Genomic DNA, 20,215 nt, shown 5'->3' on the forward strand with positions numbered 1-20,215 from the left:
GCTTTCCCTGCTCCTCCATCCCTGCTATCGCTTTCCATGGCGTCATCCTCCGGCACCCGCCGCCTAGCGGGTGTGAGTTGTGGCTCAACTCGCCGGATCTTGACGCCTTTTCACTTTTCCACCAACTTCCCGACACTACCACTTGACGGGCCTAGCTGTTCTTCGACCTTATCCGAAAAATGCGTTTGTAAGCTTCCCCGACAATTCGCAGATCGCCCCGGAAACGGTCCCTTTTGGGCTGCTGCCGACGCCACCAACGATCTAAAGTCACACGAGTAATGACCTATGCGCAAAGAAGAAGATAAGCCCATCTCACTCCACCCGCTTACGTTCGAGCAAGCGCTAACGCGACTAGTCCGCACACCACCGATCAATCCAGCGAAGCGGAAAAAAGCGACCAAACGCATCAAGAAAGACACAATGCACACTCCTAAATAATGTGACGGTTGCTTAGGGTGAAATTCTTCACTTTGGCAGCTATTATGGTCGTGGTGTCAAGTCTGTAATAATTCCTTTTTTGGTCGAGACCACTTTCGGGACACTCGCGCCTTTCGCCGCCCAAACGCTTGACTTGACCGAATGGCGTCGTCAAGGTTCAAGGCTTGATGATCTGGCTACGACGATCGATTGTGTTGGCGCCTGTGCTCGCTTTTCTCGCGGCGGCGCTTCTATTGAGCTGCGGCGGCGGTAGTACAACCACCACGACCAGCCAGGGTCTGCCGTTTGCCCTGTTTAGCCTGGCGATCTGTCCCGGGATAGGCCCGACGATCACGCCGACGCCCGTTCCAACCAACACCAAGAGGCCGAAAAAGACGCCCACTCCGATGTGTAGTCCAGTGCCAACAGTCTTTGTCTCGCCTACGGCGGTTCCGGTTAATGGCTTCCAATTTAATCTGCAGGGCGCGGTCAGTCAAAATTCCCTCGGTAAGGGCAAGAAACTGTTCCACGATTTCACGAATGACACCCAGGTCGTGTGGGGCTTTCCGCCGGGAGTTGAGTTACAGCCGGATGGCCTCTTCATCGGTCTGCAGCAAGGCTGCTACTGCGTTAATGCGTCGATCGGCTCAGTTAGCAGTTTGACCATCGGGCTATGGGTGCAGTGCCCCCAGAGCGATCCCACATGCGCGAGCTCCACGCCGGTCGATTGCTCGACTGCGACACCCTGTCCGCAACTGCCGACTTCGACGCCGACGCCCAAGTGAGCGGCGTGACGCGGCTGTCGGAAACCGCTGAGTCGTGAGGCGGTTGTGCATAAATGCTCGCTGCGCGGCGCGAGCGGTTTGACAGGCTTCCTAGGTAAAAATTATTCTCTGAGGCAGGTACGCATCCAGATGGAAAAACAGGCTCGGCGAGAGCAGGTGCTGCGTCACGCCAAGCGGATATTTGCCCGCAAGGGCTATCATCGCACCAATATCTCGGAGATTATCGCCCGCGCGCGCATCGCTCGCGGCACCTTCTATCTCTATTTCGACAACAAGCGCGACCTTTTCGAGGAGCTGCTCGGGCAGGTCCTCGGCGAGTTGCGCCTGCGGATCCAGCGTTTGCGTTTGGGACCGGGTGAGCCCGATCCGATCGAACAGCTCCGCGCCAATCTCCGGCGAGTCCTCGGGCTGGTGCTCGCCGAACGCGAGCTGACCGATATTCTGCTCAATCACGCGATGGGCTTTGACCGCGATCTCGATCTGCGGATTATCGATTTCTACGAACGCGTCATCGACCAGATTCAGCGCTCGCTCGACCTTGGAATCGAGATGAACCTGGTGCGGCGATGCGATACGCGGGTCGCCGCCTTTTGCATCCTGGGCGGAATCAAAGAGGTCGTGGCGCAGGCGTCGCGTGCGCGGCGGCGCGATATCGGGCCGCTGGCAGAAGAGATTCTCGACTTCGGCATCCGCGGCGTCGGGCGTCCCGAACTGCTTGGCTTCGCCGCCGACGAGGCTTCTTTCGGGCGCGGACTAGACTGACATGTCAGTACAACGATCGATTCGGGCAAAAAACGGGCGCGCGGCGGCCAAGCGGGTCGCCTTCTACGACCTCGACGGCACGCTCGCCAGCCTCAACCTCATGCACCTGACGCTCTACTTTTTCGCTAACCTGGGTGAGTGGACGGGGCGGGCGGGCTATCTGCTAAATTTCGCGGGCCGCGTTCCTGCCCTTTATTTTGCCGAAAAGCGCGATCGCCATCTCCTCAATGTGGTGCTGTTCGAGCTCTTCAAGGGCGTCTCGCGGGACCGCCTTGAGGAACTCGGTGACGAGTATTGCGCGAACATCCTGATGAAGAACCTCTATCCCGAGGCCCGCGCGATGATCGAGGCGAACCGCGCGGAGGGCATTGCGCCGGTGCTCGTGACCGGCTCGCCGGACTTCGTCGCCGCACCGCTGGCCCGCCGGCTTGACATCCCTCACATCGCCGCCAACCGCCTCGCCTACAATCGCGGCCTCGCCACCGGCCGCCTGCGTGCGCCGGTCATGGCCGGAGACGAAAAAGCGGCCTGGTCCGTGCAATACGCCGCCGCGAATCAGCTCGACCTCGCCAACTGCTGGGGCTACGCCGACTCGTACTACGACCTGCCGTTCCTGGCCGCCATGGGTCATCCGGTGGCCGTCAATCCGGATCATCGGCTGGCCGCGACCGCGCACAGCCGCCAATGGCCGGTGGTCCGTTTCGGCCACAAGAGCGAGCGCGCGACGCTTGTTCAGGAACTGCGCGCGCGCACTGAAAACTGGATTTGGAGAAGACTTGATGGCGCGGCCTGAAGCCAAGCTCAAAGAACTCAAGCCCGCAGATTTGCAGCACGAAGTCGGCGCGCGGCGCGACCTGGTAGTCACGCTGAACCGGCGCTCGGCGCCGCGCCTGATCTCCTATGGCGACGATTTCATGTACGAGAAGCTGCCTGCGGGAACCCGCGTGATCTATCCGCCGCCGCCGCTTGACGCCCTGCCCGACCCCGACGCCGCGATCCGCTATGCGCTGCTGCGGCCGTTGAATGCCGACCCGCTGTTCGCGCAGCTCAATCCGAACATGCGCGTAACGATCGCGATCGATGACATCAGTCTGCCGCTGCCGCCGATGCGGCGGCCGGACATCCGTGAGCGCCTGCTCAACGCGGTGCTGCAGACGCTCGCCGATTACGGCGTCGATGACGTTCATCTGATTATTGCGACGTCACTCCATCGGCGAATGACCGAAGGCGAAATCCGCCGGATGGTCGGCGAGCGCGCTTTCAGGCAGTTCTGGCCCGAGCGGCTCTATAATTTCGACGCCGAGAACCGCGCCGAGATCATCAAAATGGGCAAGACCGATCACGGCGAAGAGGTCTGGCTGTCGCGTCGCGCGGCTGAGTCCAACCTCGTGATCTACCTGAACCTCAACCTCGTGCCGATGGACGGCGGGCACAAATCGGTCGCGGTCGGACTCGCGCCGTATCAGAGCCTGCGCCACCATCACAACCCGGCAACCCTGCGCGATTGCCACTCTTACATGGATCCGACGCGTTCAGCCTTGCACAGCTCGGCCAATCGGATGGGCAAGCTGATCAACGATCAACTCAACGTCTTTTCGATCGAGACCGCAGTCAACACGCAGATGTATGGCGGGATGCTCGATTTTCTGCAGAAGAACGAAGACCGCTTTACCGACTGGGACCGGATGCGGCTCAAGGGTTTTCGCTGGACGCTCGGCGCGATGTCCAACGATCTGCGCCGCCAGATGCTCCATCAGTACGCCGCGCCTTACGGCATGACGGGGGTGTGGGCGGGCGAGACCGAAGCGGTGCATCAGCAGGCGCTCGCGCGGGTTTTTCAGCAATACGCGGTGCCGGTCAAGGGCCAGTCCGACGTCCTGATCGTCGGTGTCCCGTACATCTGCCCCTACAACGTAAATTCGATCATGAACCCGGTGCTCGTGCAGTGCACCGGGCTCGGTTATCTGTTCAACATGTTCCGCAACAAACCGCTGGTGAAGCCAGGCGGCACGATGATCATTTGTCATCCGCTGCGCGACGAGTTTCATCCGGAGCATCATCCGAGCTACATCGAATTTTTCCATCGCTGCCTCAGCGAAACCGCCGATGCGGTCGAGCTCGAGCAGCAGTTCGAGCAGGAGTTCGCGCACAATCCGACGTACACGCATATGTATCGCTACGGCAACGCCTATCACGGCGTTCACCCGTTCTACATGTGGTATTGGGGCGAGCCCGCGCGCCAGCATTGCGGACGCGTAATTGCGGCCGGCTGCGAGGAGCCGGAAGTGGCGGCGCGCCTCGGTTGGGAGGCGGCTGACACGCTCGACGAAGCGATCGCGATGGCGACCGCAGATCACGGGCGCTCCGCCTCCATCACGTATCTGCACCTACCCCCCTTGGTGATGGCCGATGTCGAATAGCCACGGCATACGCAACGGCAACGTGCCGGCGAGCGGAAGCAAGCCGGCAAACGGGATCAGGCCGCCGAACGGGATCAGTCCTGTGCTTGGGGGCCCGATACCTCCGCTCGAAACCATCCTGCGCAAGCGGCGCATTTTCATTACCGGCGGCACCGGCTTTCTCGGCAAGGTCCTGCTGGCGATTCTGCTACGCCACCATCCGGAGATCGAGCGCATCTTTCTGTTGATTCGCGGCGATCGCAAATCCAGCCGGCTGCGTTTCCAGCGGGAGATTCTTGAATCGCCCGCGCTCGGGCCGCTGCGCGAATATCTCGGGGCGCGGTTTGATCGCTTTGTCGAACAGCGCGTCGTGGTCGTCGCCGGCGACATCACCGAGCCCGGCCTGATCACTGACGGCGCCGAGCTGTTGGGCGATACGCGGCTGGACGCCGTGGTGCATTGCGCGGGACTGGTGAATTTCGAAGCCTCGCTCGAAAAAGCCCTCGCGATCAACGTGACGGGCGTCAATCACGTAATCGATTTCTGCCGTCAGCGGTCGGCTGCTCTGCTGCACGTCTCGACCTGCTACGCGGCCGGCGCCGCCGACGGCCATCGCTACGAAGACGATGTTCCGACGGATTGGGCCCCGCGCAACGGGCGCGATTTCAATCTCAAGCGCGAAGTCCGCGACGCGCTGGCCGCGTGCGAGCGGATCGAGTCGGAGTCGCGCGATCATGCTCATCAAGCCGAATTTGCAGCAACCTCCCGCGACGGCGCCGAACCTGCGGACGACGACACCCATCTGCGCGCCAACGAATCGCGGCGCAAGCAGTGGGTTGAGGAGCGGCTCAAGCAGGTCGGGCGCGAGCGCGCGCTCGGCTGGGGCTGGCCGAATACTTACAGCTACACGAAGAGTATCGGCGAGCAACTCGTGCTCGCCGCCAGCGACGAAATCGCAGTTACGGTCGCGCGCCCCTCGGTAATCGAGGGCGCCTTGCGCGATCCGATTCCTGGCTGGAATCAGGGCGTTAATACCAGCGCGCCGCTCACGTACATGGCCGGCCGCGGCTACCGCTTCTATCCGGCGGAAGCCAAGCTGGTGCTCGACGTGCTGCCGGTCGATCTCGCCGCACACGCGATGGTCCCGATTCTGGCGGCGCTGATTGCGCGGCGGCATCAGCCGATTTATCAGCTCTGCACGTCGGACGTTAATCCGCTGCCGATGCGGCGGCTGGTCGAACTGACCGCGCTCGGCAATCGCCTCGATCATCGCCGGCGGGGCGGCGGTCCGATGGGCAAGCTGGCCGCGCATCTCGAAGCCGTGGTGGTCTCGCAAAACACCTACGAGCTTGCGAGCAAAACGCTGCCGGCGGTGCTCAAGCATACGGCCGCGCTGGCCAAGACTCTGCTGGGTCCGGAATCGTCGGCGGCGCGCGGCTTCGAGCGACGGATCGACAGCGTCGCGGATAATGCCGAGCTCGCGCGCTCGCTGGTTGACGTTTACCGTCCCTACATTCAGGACCTCGTCTATGTCTTTCATGGCCGCAACATTCGCGAGCTTTATAAAAACCTGACGCCGGCCGATGCCGAGCGTCATCCCTATCGGCCCGACCTGATTGACTGGAAGAATTACTGGATCGAAATTCATCTGCCGGGCCTGCGGCAGCACATTTTCCCACAACTCGATCTGCATACGCGCAGCCGTCCGCGTTCGCTGCTGCGACACAAAACCCTGGTCGAAATGCTCGATCGCGCCGCCGAACGCTACGGCGCCCGTCCTGCGCTCGAAGCGCGAGTTGGATCGACGCAGCAAAGCCTGTTCACCTACCGTGAACTGCGCGACGCGGCATTTCGCGCGAGTTTGCTGCTGCGCACGCGTGGGATAAAGCCGGGCGATCGCGTTCTGCTGATTAGCGAGAACTCGCCGGACTGGGTAATCGCTTATTTCGCGATCCTCTATGCGGGTGCGGTCGCCGTGCCGCTCGATCATCTGATCTCGGCTGAGGAACTCGAGCCGATCGCGCGGATTGCCGAACCAAGCGCGGCGCTGCTTTCGACGGCGTGCGCCAAACGACTCGGTAGTAGCGTGAGTGTGGTGACGCCTGGAATCGAAGGGATCGCGTTGGACGAACTGCGGCGTCCCTTTATGCTCAAGGGCAAGGCCGAAGCGCCGCTCAAGCTTGAACGCAAGACGCTTGCCTCGATCGTCTTTACCTCCGGTACTACCGGCGCGCCCAAGGGCGTGATGCTCTCGCATGGCAACTTCACCGCCGAGGTCATGATGCTCGGGCGGGTGTTCGCGCTCGACGGCAGCGATACCGTGCTGTCGTTGCTGCCGCTTCATCATACTTTCGAGTTCACCTGTGGGATGCTCCTGCCGCTCGCGAGTGGCGCGCGGATTGTCTATCCGCTGGGAGTGGATGCGGCGAGCCTCTCACGAACCCTCGCCGACGTACGACCGACGGCGCTGATCGCGGTGCCTGCGCTGTGGGAGGCTGTCCATCGTCGAATCGTTGACGAGGTCGACGCGCACGGTCCGTTCTTTGCCGCCGCCTTCACGCGTCTGCGGGAATTTAACCGCGCACTCGATACGGGCTATCACGTCAACCTCGGCAGCGTGATTTTCCGCCAGGCGCATACCGCCCTCGGCGGGCGGCTGCGGCTCGCGGTGAGCGGCGGCGCGGCCTTGCCGCAGCGCGTCGCGCAGTTTTTCGGCGATCTCGGGATCAAGCTGCTCGAAGGCTACGGCCTGACGGAATCGGCGCCCGTGCTGTGCGTCGCACGGCCCGACGACGACCTCGTCGCCGGCTCCGTCGGCAAACCGCTCGGCGGAGTCGAGCTGCGGCTTGACGCCGCCGACGAGAGTGGCGTCGGCGAAGTTGTGGCCCGCGGCGGCAACGTCATGAGCGGCTACTACCGCAACTCGGCGGCGACCGCGGAGGTAATCCGCGACGGCTGGCTGCATACCGGCGACCTCGGCCGGCTCGACGCCGACGGCCGCCTCTATATCGTTGGGCGCGCCAAGGACGTGATCGTCGATTCGGGTGGCAATAATATCTACATCGACGAGCTCGAAGAAGTTTACGGCCACTCGCAGTATATCAAAGAGATGGCGGTCGTCGGCTTGAAAGTGGCGCAGGGCGAGCAGGTCGCCGCCCTCGTCGTGCCCGCCTACGCACGCGGAGAAAGCCGCCGCGCGGTCGAAGATCGACTGCGCGAGCACTTCGACAAGGTCAGCGCGACGTTGAACGCCCACAAGCGCATCAGGATTCTGCGCTTCACCGATATCGAGCTGCCGCGCACGCGCACGCGCAAAATCAAACGCGCTGAGGCGGCGACTGCGCTTGAGAAGATGCTGCGCAGTGATGCGGGTGAGCGCGCTACGGTCAGCGAGGAGATCACGCCCTGGCTCGCGCAGGCCTTGCAACAGGTCGCGAGCGGCGCGCCGGACCTCACGCCGGCGACGCGCCTGACCGAAGATCTCGGCCTCGATTCACTGGCGCTCGCCGAACTTGCCGAGCATATCGCCGCGAAGGCCGGCCACGAGCTGAGCGCCGATCAGCTCGCGAACCTGAGCACTATCGACGACTTGCAAAGGCTGCTGGACGAGGGGCAGAACCGCCCGCGCCTGCCTTCCTACGCGCGTTTCGCGCGCCCTTACACCTTTGCGCTGCCCGAAGCGCTCCGCCGTCTTGGCGAGGCTGCGGTGCGCGGCTCACTCAACGCGGCCTTCGACGGCTGGCTCAAGCCGCTCGTGATGGGCCGCGGCAATATCCCGGCTAATCGCAACCTCCTGGTGGTCGCCAATCATTCGAGCCACGTCGATTTCGGGCTCGTGAGTTATGCGATGGGTGCACAGGGGCGCGACCTCGTCGTCCTGGCGGCGAAGGATTATTTTTTCAACAACGGCATGCGGCGTTTCATCGCGACTAATTTCACGCGTCTCATCCCGTTCGATCGCGAGCGCGCCCAGCTCGAATCGCTGGACGAAGCCCTCGCGGAACTTCGCCGTGGCCGCAGTGTCCTGATGTTCCCCGAAGGCACCCGCTCACCCGACGGTGCCGTCCATGATTTCAAGAGTGGCGCCGGTTACCTGGCGCTGCACGGCGGTTGCGACATTCTGCCCATCCGCATCAGCGGGACCCATCGCGTGCTCGGCAAGGGCAGCCTGATTCCGCGCCGCGCTCCAGTCGAAGTGCGCATCGGCGCCGTGATCGCCAGCGCCCAGCTGCGCGCGTTAGCCGCGGACGCCGTAGGCGCCGGCGCTTATCGCAAGCTCGCCGACTATATGCGCAGCGCGGTGCTCGGCCTGACCGACAACGCGCCGCGCCGACTCGTGCCGAGCGCGCAAACCTCCCTCACGACGAGTGCCCACAAAGGATCGCATCGCTCCGGCGGCGCGCGGCAAAGAGCCAAGGGATGACGCGCCAAACCCGCGGCCTCCGGCGCTCGGGCGCAGCGTTGCTCGTCCTTTCCCTCTCGCCGATTCTGTGGCTCAGCCACGTGTCGCCCGCTTATTCATGGGACTCCCGCACGCATAAACTTATTGTGCGGCTCGCGCTCGGAGGCCTGCCGTCCGGCGTGGTCAAGACTGCTTTCGCGCAGAACTCGCTGCAACTTCAGGAATTCGCGGTCGAGCCGGATACCGTCTTGCGGCCGCTCTATGGCGATGCGGAAGGGCGTCGCCATTACATCGATCTTGAGAACTTCGGCGCAGATCCGTTTGCCCGCCTGACGCCGAATTTCGCCACGATGCAGCGCGAGGTCGGCGTCGCAACTCTGGAGCGCTCCGGTACGCTGCCGTGGGCAATCGAGGACGAGGCCGCGCAGATGACGGCCGCCTGGCGCGGCGGTGATTGCGCGATGATACTGCGTCACGCCGGTTACCTCGCGCATTACGTCGGCGACGCGAGCCAGCCGTTGCACACGACGAAGTTCTTCGATGGCTACACCGCAGCCGATCGCGGATCGCATCATCGGCTGGAATCGTCAGTGGATTATCGCGTTGCGGATTTCGAGACGATGGACTCAGGACAAATTCATGCGGAACCGATCACCTCGGTTTGGTCCGCGGTGATTGCTGAACTCCAACAATCGAACTCGCTGGTGCAATCGACGATAGCCGCAGATCAGATCGTGCGCGCCGCCACCACCAACCGCACAGCCTTTACCGACGCGCTCATCACGCGCGAGGGCCTGATGGTCGCCAGGCAGCTCGCCGACGGCGCCACGGTCCTTGCCTCGATCTGGCTGTTCGAGTGGAATCAGGCCGGCGAGCCGTTGCTCTGTAGCTGAGCTGCCGCACACTACAGGGACACGCTTCTTTCATTCGCGTCGCGCAGGATAAGATTCCCCAATGGATTGGTGGAATCGCCGACCCGACGATGGACCGCACTCGATGCGCGGCCGCTTTTCGCGCCCGTCCGTCAGTGAGATCACCGAGCATCTGCTGGTCGGCGAATATCCTCGCCTCGAGGATTTGCCCTGGTTGCGGAGCGAGTTTGGCGTCACTGCGATCCACAATTTGCAGGACGACATCGACCTCCAAATCAACGGCCTCGACGCCGCGGAATTGCGCAGTGAATGCGATCGCCTGGGCCTCAAGTTCGTGCATACGCCCATCCACGACGGCAGCGCCGACGACATGGCCGTGCGTCTCGCGCCGGCATTGCACGCGCTCGCCGCTTTGATCGAAGCCGGCGAGCGGGTCTTTTTGCATTGCAACGGCGGCGTGAATCGGGCGCCCACCGTAGCGATCGGCTGGCTACACGAGAGTCAGCGCTGGTCACTCGATGAAGCGATGACCTATTTCAAACGCCGCCGGCCCTGCGGTCCGTTTATGACGGTGCTTGAGGGACACTTCGGACCGCGCCATCTGCGGCCGGATGACTGACGAACCAGCGATCGCAATGGCCGTGCGGAATCGAACTCGGCTTCGCTACTGCGCGTGGCTGATTCATCTGTACACCGCATCCGGCGCCGTCGCCGCTCTGTTCACTTTCCGCTATACCGCGAACAGCGAGTTTCGCGCGGCCTTTATTGCGATGGCTTTTGCGCTTGTGATCGACGCGACTGACGGGCCGCTGGCCCGCGCCGTTGAGATTCGCGAGCAGCTACCGCTCTTCGATGGCGCACTGCTCGATAACATCGTCGACTATCTGAACTATGTCGCGGCGCCTGCCTTCCTGATGCTCCGCGCCAGTCTGCTGGAACCGGGCCTCGCTGGACTCGGCGTCGCCGCTTTTGTGACACTCGCCAGCGCGTATGGCTTTTGCCGCATCGACGCCAAGACCGCCGATCACTACTTTCGCGGATTTCCCTCATATTGGAATCTGGCGGCGTTCTACCTGTTTGTGTTCGCCTGGCCAACGATCCTTAACACTCTGGTCGTCGCGATTCTCGCGCTGATGGTCTTCGCGCCGATCAAGTTCATCTATCCGAACCGTACAATACCAATGCGACCGCTGACACTCAGCTTCGCCGTGATTTGGGCTATTGCGACCGTCGCCTTGCTGCTCGAGATGCCGGCGTACAACCGCATTTTGCTTTACACCTCGGTCGCCTTCGTCGTCTACTACTTCGTGATGTCATTAGTGCTGCAAATCCGCACGGCTCGCGTCACTCACGTCAGCCTTGGGGTTATAAGTGAATGATGTGACCGCCGCGTTCACCCCGCCCTTCCATTCGCCGGCGCCGTGGCTGGAGGTTAGCCGCGGCGAGGCGCCGATTTTGCTGATTGCACCTCATGGCGGCCGCGCCGGCGCCGCGGCGCGCGCAACGCTGCACCCTAAGGTCAACGATCTCGAGACCGCCGCGATCACCCGCGAACTCGCTGCGCGCCTCAAGGCCAACGCGATCATCAATTCCGGCATGGATCGCAACGAACTCGACTGCAATCGCTTGTCCCAATTGCTCGCGCGCGAGCCTTGGTTGTTGGACGCAATAGCAGAACGCGTTGCGCAGATCGTGGCGCGTCGCGGCCACGCGACCGTCCTGCTGATTCACGGCTGGAACATTATCGAGCCGCGCGTCGATTTCGGTTTCGGCTTGCGCGAAATCCAGGGCCGCCTGCGAGCGCCGCGCGCTGCGCACGTTTCGGCCAGTGACGATTTTATCCGCGGTCCGGCGGTGGCGTTGGCGAACCGCCTGCGCGCCGCCGCGATCACCCCGACCTTTGGCTTGCGCTATCCCGGTGGCGGAGCGCAAAACCTGTTGCAGGCTTTTACCGCGCGCTATGCCGTGAGCGAGAATCCGGCGCTGCGCGAGCTCGCCGAGTTGTCCGCGGCCGGACGGATTGACGCGCTGCAGTTGGAACTTGCGGTTTCCCTGCGGCTGCCCGGGCCCCATCGCGAGGCCGCGCTTGACGCAATTGCCGCGAGCTTCGGCGCCCCGCGCAACGGGACTTCGGCGCGTTCCACAATCGAGATCGTGCGTCACAATCCTCCCGCCAAACCGGGCAAGCCACGCGGCGCATCCACAAGCGCTCCGCCGTATCGGATCGGCGTTGAGTTTTACGACGTCAAGCACGGCCTCGGCGGAATGGCGAGCTTCGATTTTGGTCCGGGCGCCGCAGGCGGCCGTATCATGATGTTGTTCGAGCGCCGCCGCGTCGCACTTTTCACCGGCGAAGGCGGCGCAGTACGCGTGGGTAACAGCGTCTCCCTCGGGCCGCTTACCCTCGACGCGAACCCGGGCACGAGTGGTCTGCGCTTCCGTGGACCCGCGGTGGTCGTGGACGACGGCACCGCTTATCTGAGCGTCGAGGGCGCGCTGGCGGGCGGCCGCCTCGATCCTACGATGGCGGTCGACGTTACACTTGACTTCGGCGACGGTGCGCCATGCTTCGGCGAGCTGCTCGCCAACCTTGAGGCTCTGCTTGAGCCGGCGCCCGGCGCGGCGTTCACGCCAGTGCAGTTGGCGCAGGCGGTTCCACCACATTCGAGCTTCGGACGTCTGCGCGGGCCCGTCATCCTCGACGGCATCGAACGCGAACTCGACGCCGTTGCGCGCGTTGGTGTCTCCTTCGTCGGGCTGGGGCCGCAAAAATTCGCGTCACGGCGGATGCTTTGGGTATGCGTGCCGAGCCCGAACGGTCACGAGGCGCTCGAACTGCGCGAGCTCCAGTTCGATGACGGCACAACAGATCAGACGGCGCATATGCGGCGCGCCGAGGTTTGGACTGAAGTTCTGAGCGCCCATCTGGAACTCGAATCCGCATCGCCCTACACACCGCCGGAGAGAATCTCAGCGCTGCTCACGCTCGGGTCGGGCGCGCTCGCGCTCGAAGGGTCGCCCGATACCTTCATGACCCTGTCGCGGCCCGGAGCCGACGGCGACCGCATCCATACTTCGCTGGGCTTCGCGTCTTATACTATCGACGGCGTACCGGGTGTCGGCATGTATGAGTATTCGCGCCGCGCCGGCGAGCCGGACTCAGGCACGCTCGATCCCGACGAAGAGTAAATGACAAGTTTCCCGCGGCCAAAAAAGAATTGGCCCGCCGTTTCCGGCGGACCAATCGAGCAACCGATTTTCAGCGCTCATCCGCAAGAATTACCTAGTTTGTTGGTGCATTGCTGCCTGACACGCTGTCGATATACCCGCGCAATGAGGCGCCGGCGATCGTCGCCGTAGCGCCCGAACCGGCCGTCACGCCCGTCACCAGGCAGTGGTATTGACCCGCGTCGAGATCGTTCGCGTTTTTCTTTACAACCAATGTCCGATTGCACAACATCGAGACCGTGGATGGAATGCATGACACTCCCGTGCTCGTGCTCGACGGAGTATAGGTACTGGTCAGCGTGAACTCACCCGAGTCCGAGGCAAACGCTCCGGCGGGCGCAGTGATCGTACCCGCGAGTGTGCCGGAACAAACATCTTCGACCTCGCTGCCCGGCGGCAGCGCGGAATTGACTCCGGTAAAACTTTCCGCGCCAGTAAAGTTGCCTGACGTGTCCGCGATCACTTGCCCGATCGCGTCGACATCAATGCGTTCCGTCGCGCCTCCGCTTGGCGTAATCAGCTCGTAACCTTCCGTACGCAAATTCATATTGCCGGACGGCGCCGCCAACGCGTGCGATCCAGCCCCCGCCGCCATCACCAAAGCCCCGGCCGCCGCCGTTCTCGCGATTGCACTTCTGATCCTCATACCCATAGAACTACCTCCTACCCTTCAAGGTTGCGTTATGACGATCAAATGCTCTTGATGCTTAATCGCCATCACGGATTTGACGGCGCGAAAGGATGAGTCGTTTACAAGAGTTCGCTTTGACGGCGGATGTCTCGTCATTGCCTGTCCAGCGCAGCCCAGTTACGATGGTGAGCGTGCGATTCCTCACGACACTTTTGATCGCTGTACTTCTTTCGTTCGGCTCCAATGGTCCGTCGGCGATGGCGGTGACCACGACGGCGTGCTGCGGCGCGAACTGCTCGAGCAGCGCTCCACCAGCTCATCAGTTGAGTTGCTGCCAGGGGCCGAGCGTTCCAGATCGAGCCACGATGCAAGCGAACGACGCGCAGCATTTCACTTCGATCGGCAGTAAAGCCGCAGCTTGGGTGACAATTGCGGTTCCGCACCCCAGAACGATCGTCGTCGCTCGAGACTACTCGCCGCCCAATCGTGGCGCTTCATTAGCACTTCTCTGTTCCCGGCAAATCTGAATCTTCCGTGAGCGTGTGAGTCGAAGCGCGGATGCCTCGCATCCGCCGCTGAGCCTCGCGCGTTGTCCGTCGCGTAGTCCGGAAAACATCTGCCGATTCGATCGGTAGCTGAAACTGTGGATTTTAGATCGGCGAGACGTAGCCGCCTGAGTCATTCGCGGCTGGAAGGTTGGAATTTATGAAACCGTCCGAAAGCAATACACGCCGTAGAGCGGCGCGAAATTTAATCGCTATCCTATGCGCGATCGCAACCGTGATTGTCGTTCCGTGGTCGGGATATGCGCAGAATAGTGACACTCCGCCGGTTCGGCGGGAGATGGCTCCGTCGGGCGCCGGCGCCGAACCACCCGACGGTTCCGATCGACTGCGATCGCTGGTCAAAGAGGCGCTTTCCCGCAGTCCGATCGTGCTCGCGGCCCGTACTCACTGGCAGGCTCAGACCAAGGCCGCGATCCAGGCGGCGACGTTACCTGATCCGGAATTCTCGCTTCAGCACTTCACGGTCGGCAGCCCGCAACCGTTTTCGGGTTATGAGAGCAGCGACTTCTACTACACCGGCTTTGGCGTGTCGCAGGACATCCCGGGTCCCGGCAAACTCGGCCTGCAGAAATCCGAAGCAAAAAAAGATGCCGACTACGCCCGGCATCGCTACGAGGCTGCGGAGCGCGAAGTCGAGGAGAAGGTCAAGGAGATCTACTTCGAGCTGTTCTATCACGCGAAAACACTGAAGATTCTCGATCGCAATCAAGACGAGCTTCAACAGATCCAGCAGATCGCCGAAACCCGCTATCGCGTAGGTGAGGGTCTGCAGCAGGACCTGATCAAGGCGCAGCTTCAGACCACCGAGCTCCAGAAGGAGCACGCGACACATCATCAGGAGGAAGACCAGGGACAGCTCGCGCTCAAGCAGATGCTCGGGCGCGATCCGGACTCGCAGAATATCGAAATCGGCGACATCGCACCGACGCATCTGCAGATCGACGCAGCGCACCTCGCACAGCTAGTCGGCAGCGATTCCCCCGACCTCGCAGCCGATCGCGCGATGGAAGCCCGCAGCACGGAGGCCCTGAAGCTCGCGCATCAGGAATACTGGCCGGACTTCACGGTGGGCTACACGTACGAAAAAACCGGGCCCGGATTCCACGATTACTACATGCTGAATCTGGGCGCCAAAATCCCGCTCTATTTCTGGCGCAAGCAAACGCCCGCGATCGAGCAGGCCGCATTCGAAGCTGAGTCTGCGCGCGACCAGTCACGCGCTACCCAACTGCAAGTCTCTTCCGACGCGGAAAGCAGTCTGGTAGCGATGCGCACTGCGGAGCGAATCATGTCGATCTATCGCGACGGCCTGATTCCGCAGGCCGAAACATCGCAAGCCTCGGCGATGGCCGCGTATCGGGTCGGCAAAGTCGATTTCCAGACATTGCTCTCGTCGGTGCTCGATTTACAGAACCTTCGGCAGGAGTACTACCGCAGCCTCGCGGACCACGAAATCGCGATCGCCAAACTCCAGCAGGTAATCGGTGACCAACAATGAATTACAACTCATCGCAATGGCGACTCTGCACTGGCTTCCTGGCGCTCGGATTCCTGCTGTTGCTCGCACCGCCAATCGCACATGGAGCAGGCTCTCAGCTCGCGCCAATACAGATCACGCCCGAACGCCGGCAATTGATTGGACTCGAGTTTGCGACAGTGGTGCGAAAGGATGTGAGCGATCGGCTGGAGACCACCGGTAACATCGAAGCTGATGAACGGCTCCAAGGTTACGTGCAGACGCGCTTCGCCGGTTGGATCGAACAGGTATTCGCGAACTCGACTTATCAATACGTCCGCCGCGGCCAGCCGCTGTTTACGATTTACAGCCCGGACCTGGTGAGCACCGAGAACGAATATCTGCTCGCAATAGACGCCCGCAAACGGGTGAGCAATAGCGCAATCGCTGACGTTACTACCGACGCATCATCGCTAGTCGAGTCCGCGGCCGAGCGGCTTAAGCTCTGGGGAGTTTCGCCGCGCGAGATCGCTCGCCTGGAACGCGAGCGCACGGTCCGCCACGCCGTCGAGATCGACTCGCCCATGAGCGGTTACATCGTCGAGCGCAACGCGCTGCCCAACATGTATGTACAACCCGATACGCGCCTGTTCACGATCACCGATCTATCAAAGGTGTGGATCTATGCGGCCGTTTTTCAGGACGAGATCGGCAAGGTCCGTCCGGGCGACCCGGCAACCGTCACCCTCGACGCCTATCCGGGCACGAACTTCGACGGCCGCGTCGATTTCATCCAGCCGCAGATCGATCCGCTGACTCGCACCGGCAGGGTCCGATGCGAGTTCTACAATCCGAAGGGCCAACTTCTGCCTGGGATGTTCGCGCACGTCGCGCTCGACCTCCCGATGGGCACGCACACTGTGATTCCTGACACGGCGGTTCTACGCACGGGCACGCACAACGTCGCCTTCATCGATCGTGGCGAAGGTTATCTCACACCTGCCGAGGTCGAGTTGGGACCGCACGTCGGCGACCAATTCATCGTGCTTAAAGGACTCGCGCCGGGTCAGCAGGTCGTCAGTTCCGCAAATTTCCTGATCGACTCGGAAAGTCAACTTCAGGCAGCCGCCGGCGCCTTCGTGCCGCCTCCCCCGGGTGTGGGCGCGAACGCAGTTGGTCAGGCGGTCGCGGCCATGCCCGAGGCAAGTCTCGAATTCACGAGCGACCCAAATCCTATGGTTCGCGGTCACAACAAAGTGAGCGTAACGCTGCGTGATTCCAAAGGAGCGCTAATCCCAGGCGCGCAAGTGACGATTTCTTTCTTCATGGCCGCGATGCCGGCGATGGGAATGGCCGCAATGCACGCGCAGAGCGCCGCGCAGGATCAAGGAAACGGCGCCTACGCTGCGAATATCGACTTGCCCAGCGGCGGCACCTGGAGTCTCACTATCACCGCGTCGAAGGGCGGCAGCACTATCGCCGCTAAGCAGATGGACGTGTCAGCCGGCGGCTCCATGGCGATGTGAGGAAGTACTATGATCGAAAGAACTATCGACTGGTGCCATGCGAATCGCTTTCTTCTGTTCTTAGGCGTGATCGCTCTGGTACTCGGCGGCGTCTGGTCGCTCAAGCGAATCCCACTCGATGCGTTGCCGGACATCTCCGACGTTCAGGTGATCATTCACACAGAATGGATGGGGCAGCCGCCAAATCTCATCGAGGACCAGGTGACCTACCCTATCGTCACCGCGATGCTCGCCGCGCCGCACGTGAAGGCGGTTCGCGCGCAGACGATGCCCAACGATTCGTATGTGTTCGTCGTCTTCGAGGACGGCACCGACATCTATTGGGCGCGGAGCCGCGTGCTGGAATATCTACAGCAGATTACAGGCAAGCTGCCCTCGGGTGTAAATCCCGTGATTGGCCCGGACGCAACCGGCGCGGGCTGGGTCTACGAATATGCTCTCGTCGATAAAAGTCATACTCACAGTCTCGCCGACCTCCGCAGCTTGCAGGATTGGAACGTGCGGTATGCGCTCGAAACCGTGCCGGGGGTTTCGGAAGTCGCCACTATCGGCGGTTTCGTAAAGCAGTACCAGGTAAAGCTCGATCCGAATCGACTGCTCGCGCTCAAGATCCCGCTGGAAACGGTGATCGACAAAATCCGCGACAGCAACGGCGAAGTTGGTGGGCGCGTGCTTGAGATGTCGGGCGCGGACTACATGATCCGCGGCCTCGGCTATATTCATTCGGTTGCAGATCTCGAACAAATCTCAGTCGCCACCAATAACGGCACACCTGTGTTGATTCGCGACCTCGGCGTGGTCAGCCTCGGACCTGATCTGCGCGAGGGCGCCGCCGAATGGAACGGCGACGGCGAGACGGTCGCCGGCATCGTCGTCATGCGCTACGGGCAGAATGCCCTCACCATCATCGACGGCGTCAAGCACAAGCTCGCACAGATTCAAAAGACTCTGCCGCAAGGTGTTGAAATTGTCGCCGGCTACGACCGTTCGAGACTCATTCAGTCATCCATCAACACTCTGCAACGCGATCTCATTGAAGAAGCCATTATCGTCAGCCTCGTGATCATCATTTTTCTCTTTCACCTGCGTTCGGCACTAATTCCGATTCTCGCACTGCCGATCGCAGTCATCGCGACGTTTATCCCGATGTACTATCTCCAGATCAGCTCCAACATCATGTCGCTGGGCGGTTTGGCGCTGGCGATAGGGGTGCTGGTCGACGCCTCGATCGTGATGGTCGAGAATGGGTACCGGCACTTGTCGGAGGCGCAGCACCAGGCCACGTCGCGAAACGAGTCGACAACCGAGCCCGAGCGGCAGCGAATCCTGTTATCCGCCGCGAAGCAGGTTGGCAGGCCGATCTTCTTCTCGTTAATTATTATCGTCGTCTCGTTCCTGCCGGTGTTCCTGCTCGAATCGCAGGAAGGACGGATGTTTCGGCCTCTGGCCTATACGAAGTCCTTTGCGATTGCGTTTTCTTCAGTTCTCGCGATTACCGTGGTTCCGGTGCTGATGGTTCTATTCATCCGCGGCAAACGCCTTCGTCCCGAGGAGGACAACCCCATCTCGCGCTTCTTCCAGAAGATTTATTTGCCGGTGATTCGCTGGTGCCTGCATCATCGCGCCCTGACGATCGCGGCCAATCTGATTTTCCTACTGCTTACGATTCCACTCCTGTTCAAGATCGGTAGTCAGTTCATGCCACCGCTATATGAGGGCTCGAGTCTCTACATGCCGACTGCGCTTCCTGGAATTTCGATCACGTCGGCGGTAGATCTGATGCAGAAGCAGGATCAGATCATCCGCTCGTTTCCCGAAGTCGAAAGCGTATTCGGCTCCGTCGGACGTTCAGACAGCGCGACCGACAACGCGCCGCTCGACATGTATGATACGACGATCATGCTCAAACCGCGTACCCAGTGGCGAAAGGGCATCACCTACGATTCGCTTATCGCTGACATGGACGCCCGCTTGCATTTTCCCGGTCTGGCGAATTCCTGGACTATGCCTGTCGAGAACCGGCTCGATATGGAGCTCACCGGAATCAAAACTCCCGTCGGACTTAAAATTCAGGGTCCCGATGTCGACCGAATTCAACAGATTGGTTCTGAGATCGAAGAGATTCTCGGGTCCGTCCCGGGCACGCGAGGAATTTTCGCCGAACGAGTCTCGCAGGGGTTCTACATCAACGTTGCCGTGGACCGCACGACCGCCGCCAGATATGGGCTGACCGTCGGCGACGTTCAGCGGGCCGTCAGCTCGGGCATGGGCGGTGAGAATATTGCGACTACCGTCGAAGGGCGCGAACGCTACTCGATCAATGTTCGCTATCTCGCGGACTACCGGAACGACCTGAGCGCGCTTCGTCGAATACTAATCATGACACCGACCGGAGCGCAGATTCCGCTGGGCGAAGTCGCGCGTATCACCTTAAGTCCGGGTCCGTCGATGATACGTGACGAAGATGGCTCGTTGACCGGCTACGTCTATATTGACCTCGCCACCACGGATTACGGCAGCTATGTCGACAACGCTCAGCGCGTGCTCGATCGGCAACTACACCTTCCCGCCGGATATACGCTCAAGTGGTCGGGAGAGTATGAATTCCAACTTCGCGCGCGAAAGCGCCTGATGGTCATCCTGCCGATCGTTTTCGGTCTAATCTTTGTTCTCCTCTACATGCTCTTCCAGTCGGTGACCGAATCGGTCGTACTCATTCTTCCCACTGTGTATGCGATGACCGGCGGCCTGTTGCTTCAGTACATGATGGGTTTCAACTTCAGCGTCGCCGTATGGGTCGGCTACATCGCGCTTTTTGGCATCGCAGTCGAAACTGGCGTCGTCATGGTGATCTATCTCCACGAAGCTCTAAACCGGCACATCGCTGCCGGCGAACTTACCCGTGAGGGAGTCGAGGCCGCGGTCATTGAGGGCGCCGTGCAACGGCTGCGCCCGAAGCTGATGACCGTCGCCGTCGTGATGCTCAGTCTCGCGCCCATTCTATGGGAGAGCGGCATCGGCTCCGACGTGATGAAGCCCATCGCCGCACCAATCGTCGGCGGCATGATCACTTCGACGATTCACGTCCTCATACTGGTGCCGGTGTTCTTCGCAATTATGAAGGAGCGCGCACTGAAGCGAGGGGTTCTGCTCTAGCGGACTGGCAGCCCT

Annotated in this window: 13 protein-coding genes; 12 read left to right on the plus strand and 1 reads right to left on the minus strand. The window is 61.5% G+C overall.

Translation table 11 applies throughout. From position 1 onward, the window contains the following. The first annotated feature begins 605 nt into the window (after positions 1–605). The 9 genes from VKS22_17430 (at position 606) to VKS22_17470 (ending at position 12,826) form a co-directional block, all read left to right on the plus strand. The gene (locus tag VKS22_17430; protein ID HLW72389.1) at positions 606–1,202 is read left to right on the plus strand and encodes a hypothetical protein; all 597 of its coding nucleotides are present in this window, start codon (positions 606–608) and stop codon (positions 1,200–1,202) included. Positions 1,203–1,331: 129 nt separating this feature from the next. Next, entirely contained in the window at positions 1,332–1,964 is a 633-nt protein-coding gene (locus tag VKS22_17435) for a helix-turn-helix domain-containing protein (GenBank protein HLW72390.1), read from the plus strand. A 1-nt stretch (position 1,965) separates the two neighbouring features. Continuing rightward, positions 1,966–2,757, plus strand: coding sequence for an HAD family phosphatase (locus VKS22_17440; protein HLW72391.1), 792 nt, complete (start codon positions 1,966–1,968; stop codon positions 2,755–2,757). After that, on the plus strand, positions 2,744–4,384 hold the full coding sequence (locus VKS22_17445) for a lactate racemase domain-containing protein (GenBank protein ID HLW72392.1): 1,641 nt from the start codon (positions 2,744–2,746) through the stop codon (positions 4,382–4,384). Before VKS22_17440 ends, VKS22_17445 begins: the two co-directional genes overlap by 14 nt. Next, complete coding sequence (locus VKS22_17450; GenBank protein ID HLW72393.1) at positions 4,374–8,786, plus strand: AMP-binding protein; 4,413 nt, start codon at positions 4,374–4,376, stop codon at positions 8,784–8,786. Before VKS22_17445 ends, VKS22_17450 begins: the two co-directional genes overlap by 11 nt. Next, positions 8,783–9,658 (plus strand): hypothetical protein, encoded by an 876-nt coding sequence (locus VKS22_17455; GenBank protein ID HLW72394.1) that lies wholly within the window; start codon positions 8,783–8,785, stop codon positions 9,656–9,658. The genes VKS22_17450 and VKS22_17455 overlap by 4 nt, the downstream gene beginning before the upstream one ends. A 61-nt stretch (positions 9,659–9,719) precedes the next feature. Then, complete coding sequence (locus tag VKS22_17460) at positions 9,720–10,256, plus strand: dual specificity protein phosphatase family protein (protein HLW72395.1); 537 nt, start codon at positions 9,720–9,722, stop codon at positions 10,254–10,256. Then, complete coding sequence (locus tag VKS22_17465) at positions 10,249–11,016, plus strand: hypothetical protein (GenBank protein HLW72396.1); 768 nt, start codon at positions 10,249–10,251, stop codon at positions 11,014–11,016. The genes VKS22_17460 and VKS22_17465 overlap by 8 nt, the downstream gene beginning before the upstream one ends. Then, positions 11,009–12,826 (plus strand): hypothetical protein, encoded by a 1,818-nt coding sequence (locus VKS22_17470; GenBank protein HLW72397.1) that lies wholly within the window; start codon positions 11,009–11,011, stop codon positions 12,824–12,826. Before VKS22_17465 ends, VKS22_17470 begins: the two co-directional genes overlap by 8 nt. Positions 12,827–12,920: 94 nt before the next feature. Here VKS22_17470 and VKS22_17475 read toward each other — a convergent pair whose 3' ends face one another. Next, a complete protein-coding gene (locus VKS22_17475; protein HLW72398.1) occupies positions 12,921–13,466 on the minus strand; it encodes a hypothetical protein in 546 nt (181 codons plus the stop codon). Positions 13,467–14,339: 873 nt separating this feature from the next. On the opposite strand from VKS22_17475, the gene VKS22_17480 reads away from it, so the two are divergent. The 3 genes from VKS22_17480 to VKS22_17490 are packed head-to-tail and all read left to right on the plus strand — an operon-like array spanning position 14,340 to position 20,200. Then, on the plus strand, positions 14,340–15,560 hold the full coding sequence (locus tag VKS22_17480; GenBank protein HLW72399.1) for a TolC family protein: 1,221 nt from the start codon (positions 14,340–14,342) through the stop codon (positions 15,558–15,560). Further along, the gene (locus VKS22_17485; protein HLW72400.1) at positions 15,557–17,044 is read left to right on the plus strand and encodes an efflux RND transporter periplasmic adaptor subunit; all 1,488 of its coding nucleotides are present in this window, start codon (positions 15,557–15,559) and stop codon (positions 17,042–17,044) included. Before VKS22_17480 ends, VKS22_17485 begins: the two co-directional genes overlap by 4 nt. A gap of 9 nt (positions 17,045–17,053) precedes the next feature. Next, a complete protein-coding gene (locus VKS22_17490) occupies positions 17,054–20,200 on the plus strand; it encodes a CusA/CzcA family heavy metal efflux RND transporter (GenBank protein HLW72401.1) in 3,147 nt (1,048 codons plus the stop codon). Positions 20,201–20,215 lie beyond the last annotated feature (15 nt).

It is taken from the genome of Candidatus Binataceae bacterium, from assembly GCA_035308025.1.
In the GTDB taxonomy this organism is placed as follows: Bacteria; Desulfobacterota; Binatia; order Binatales; family Binataceae; genus JAJPHI01.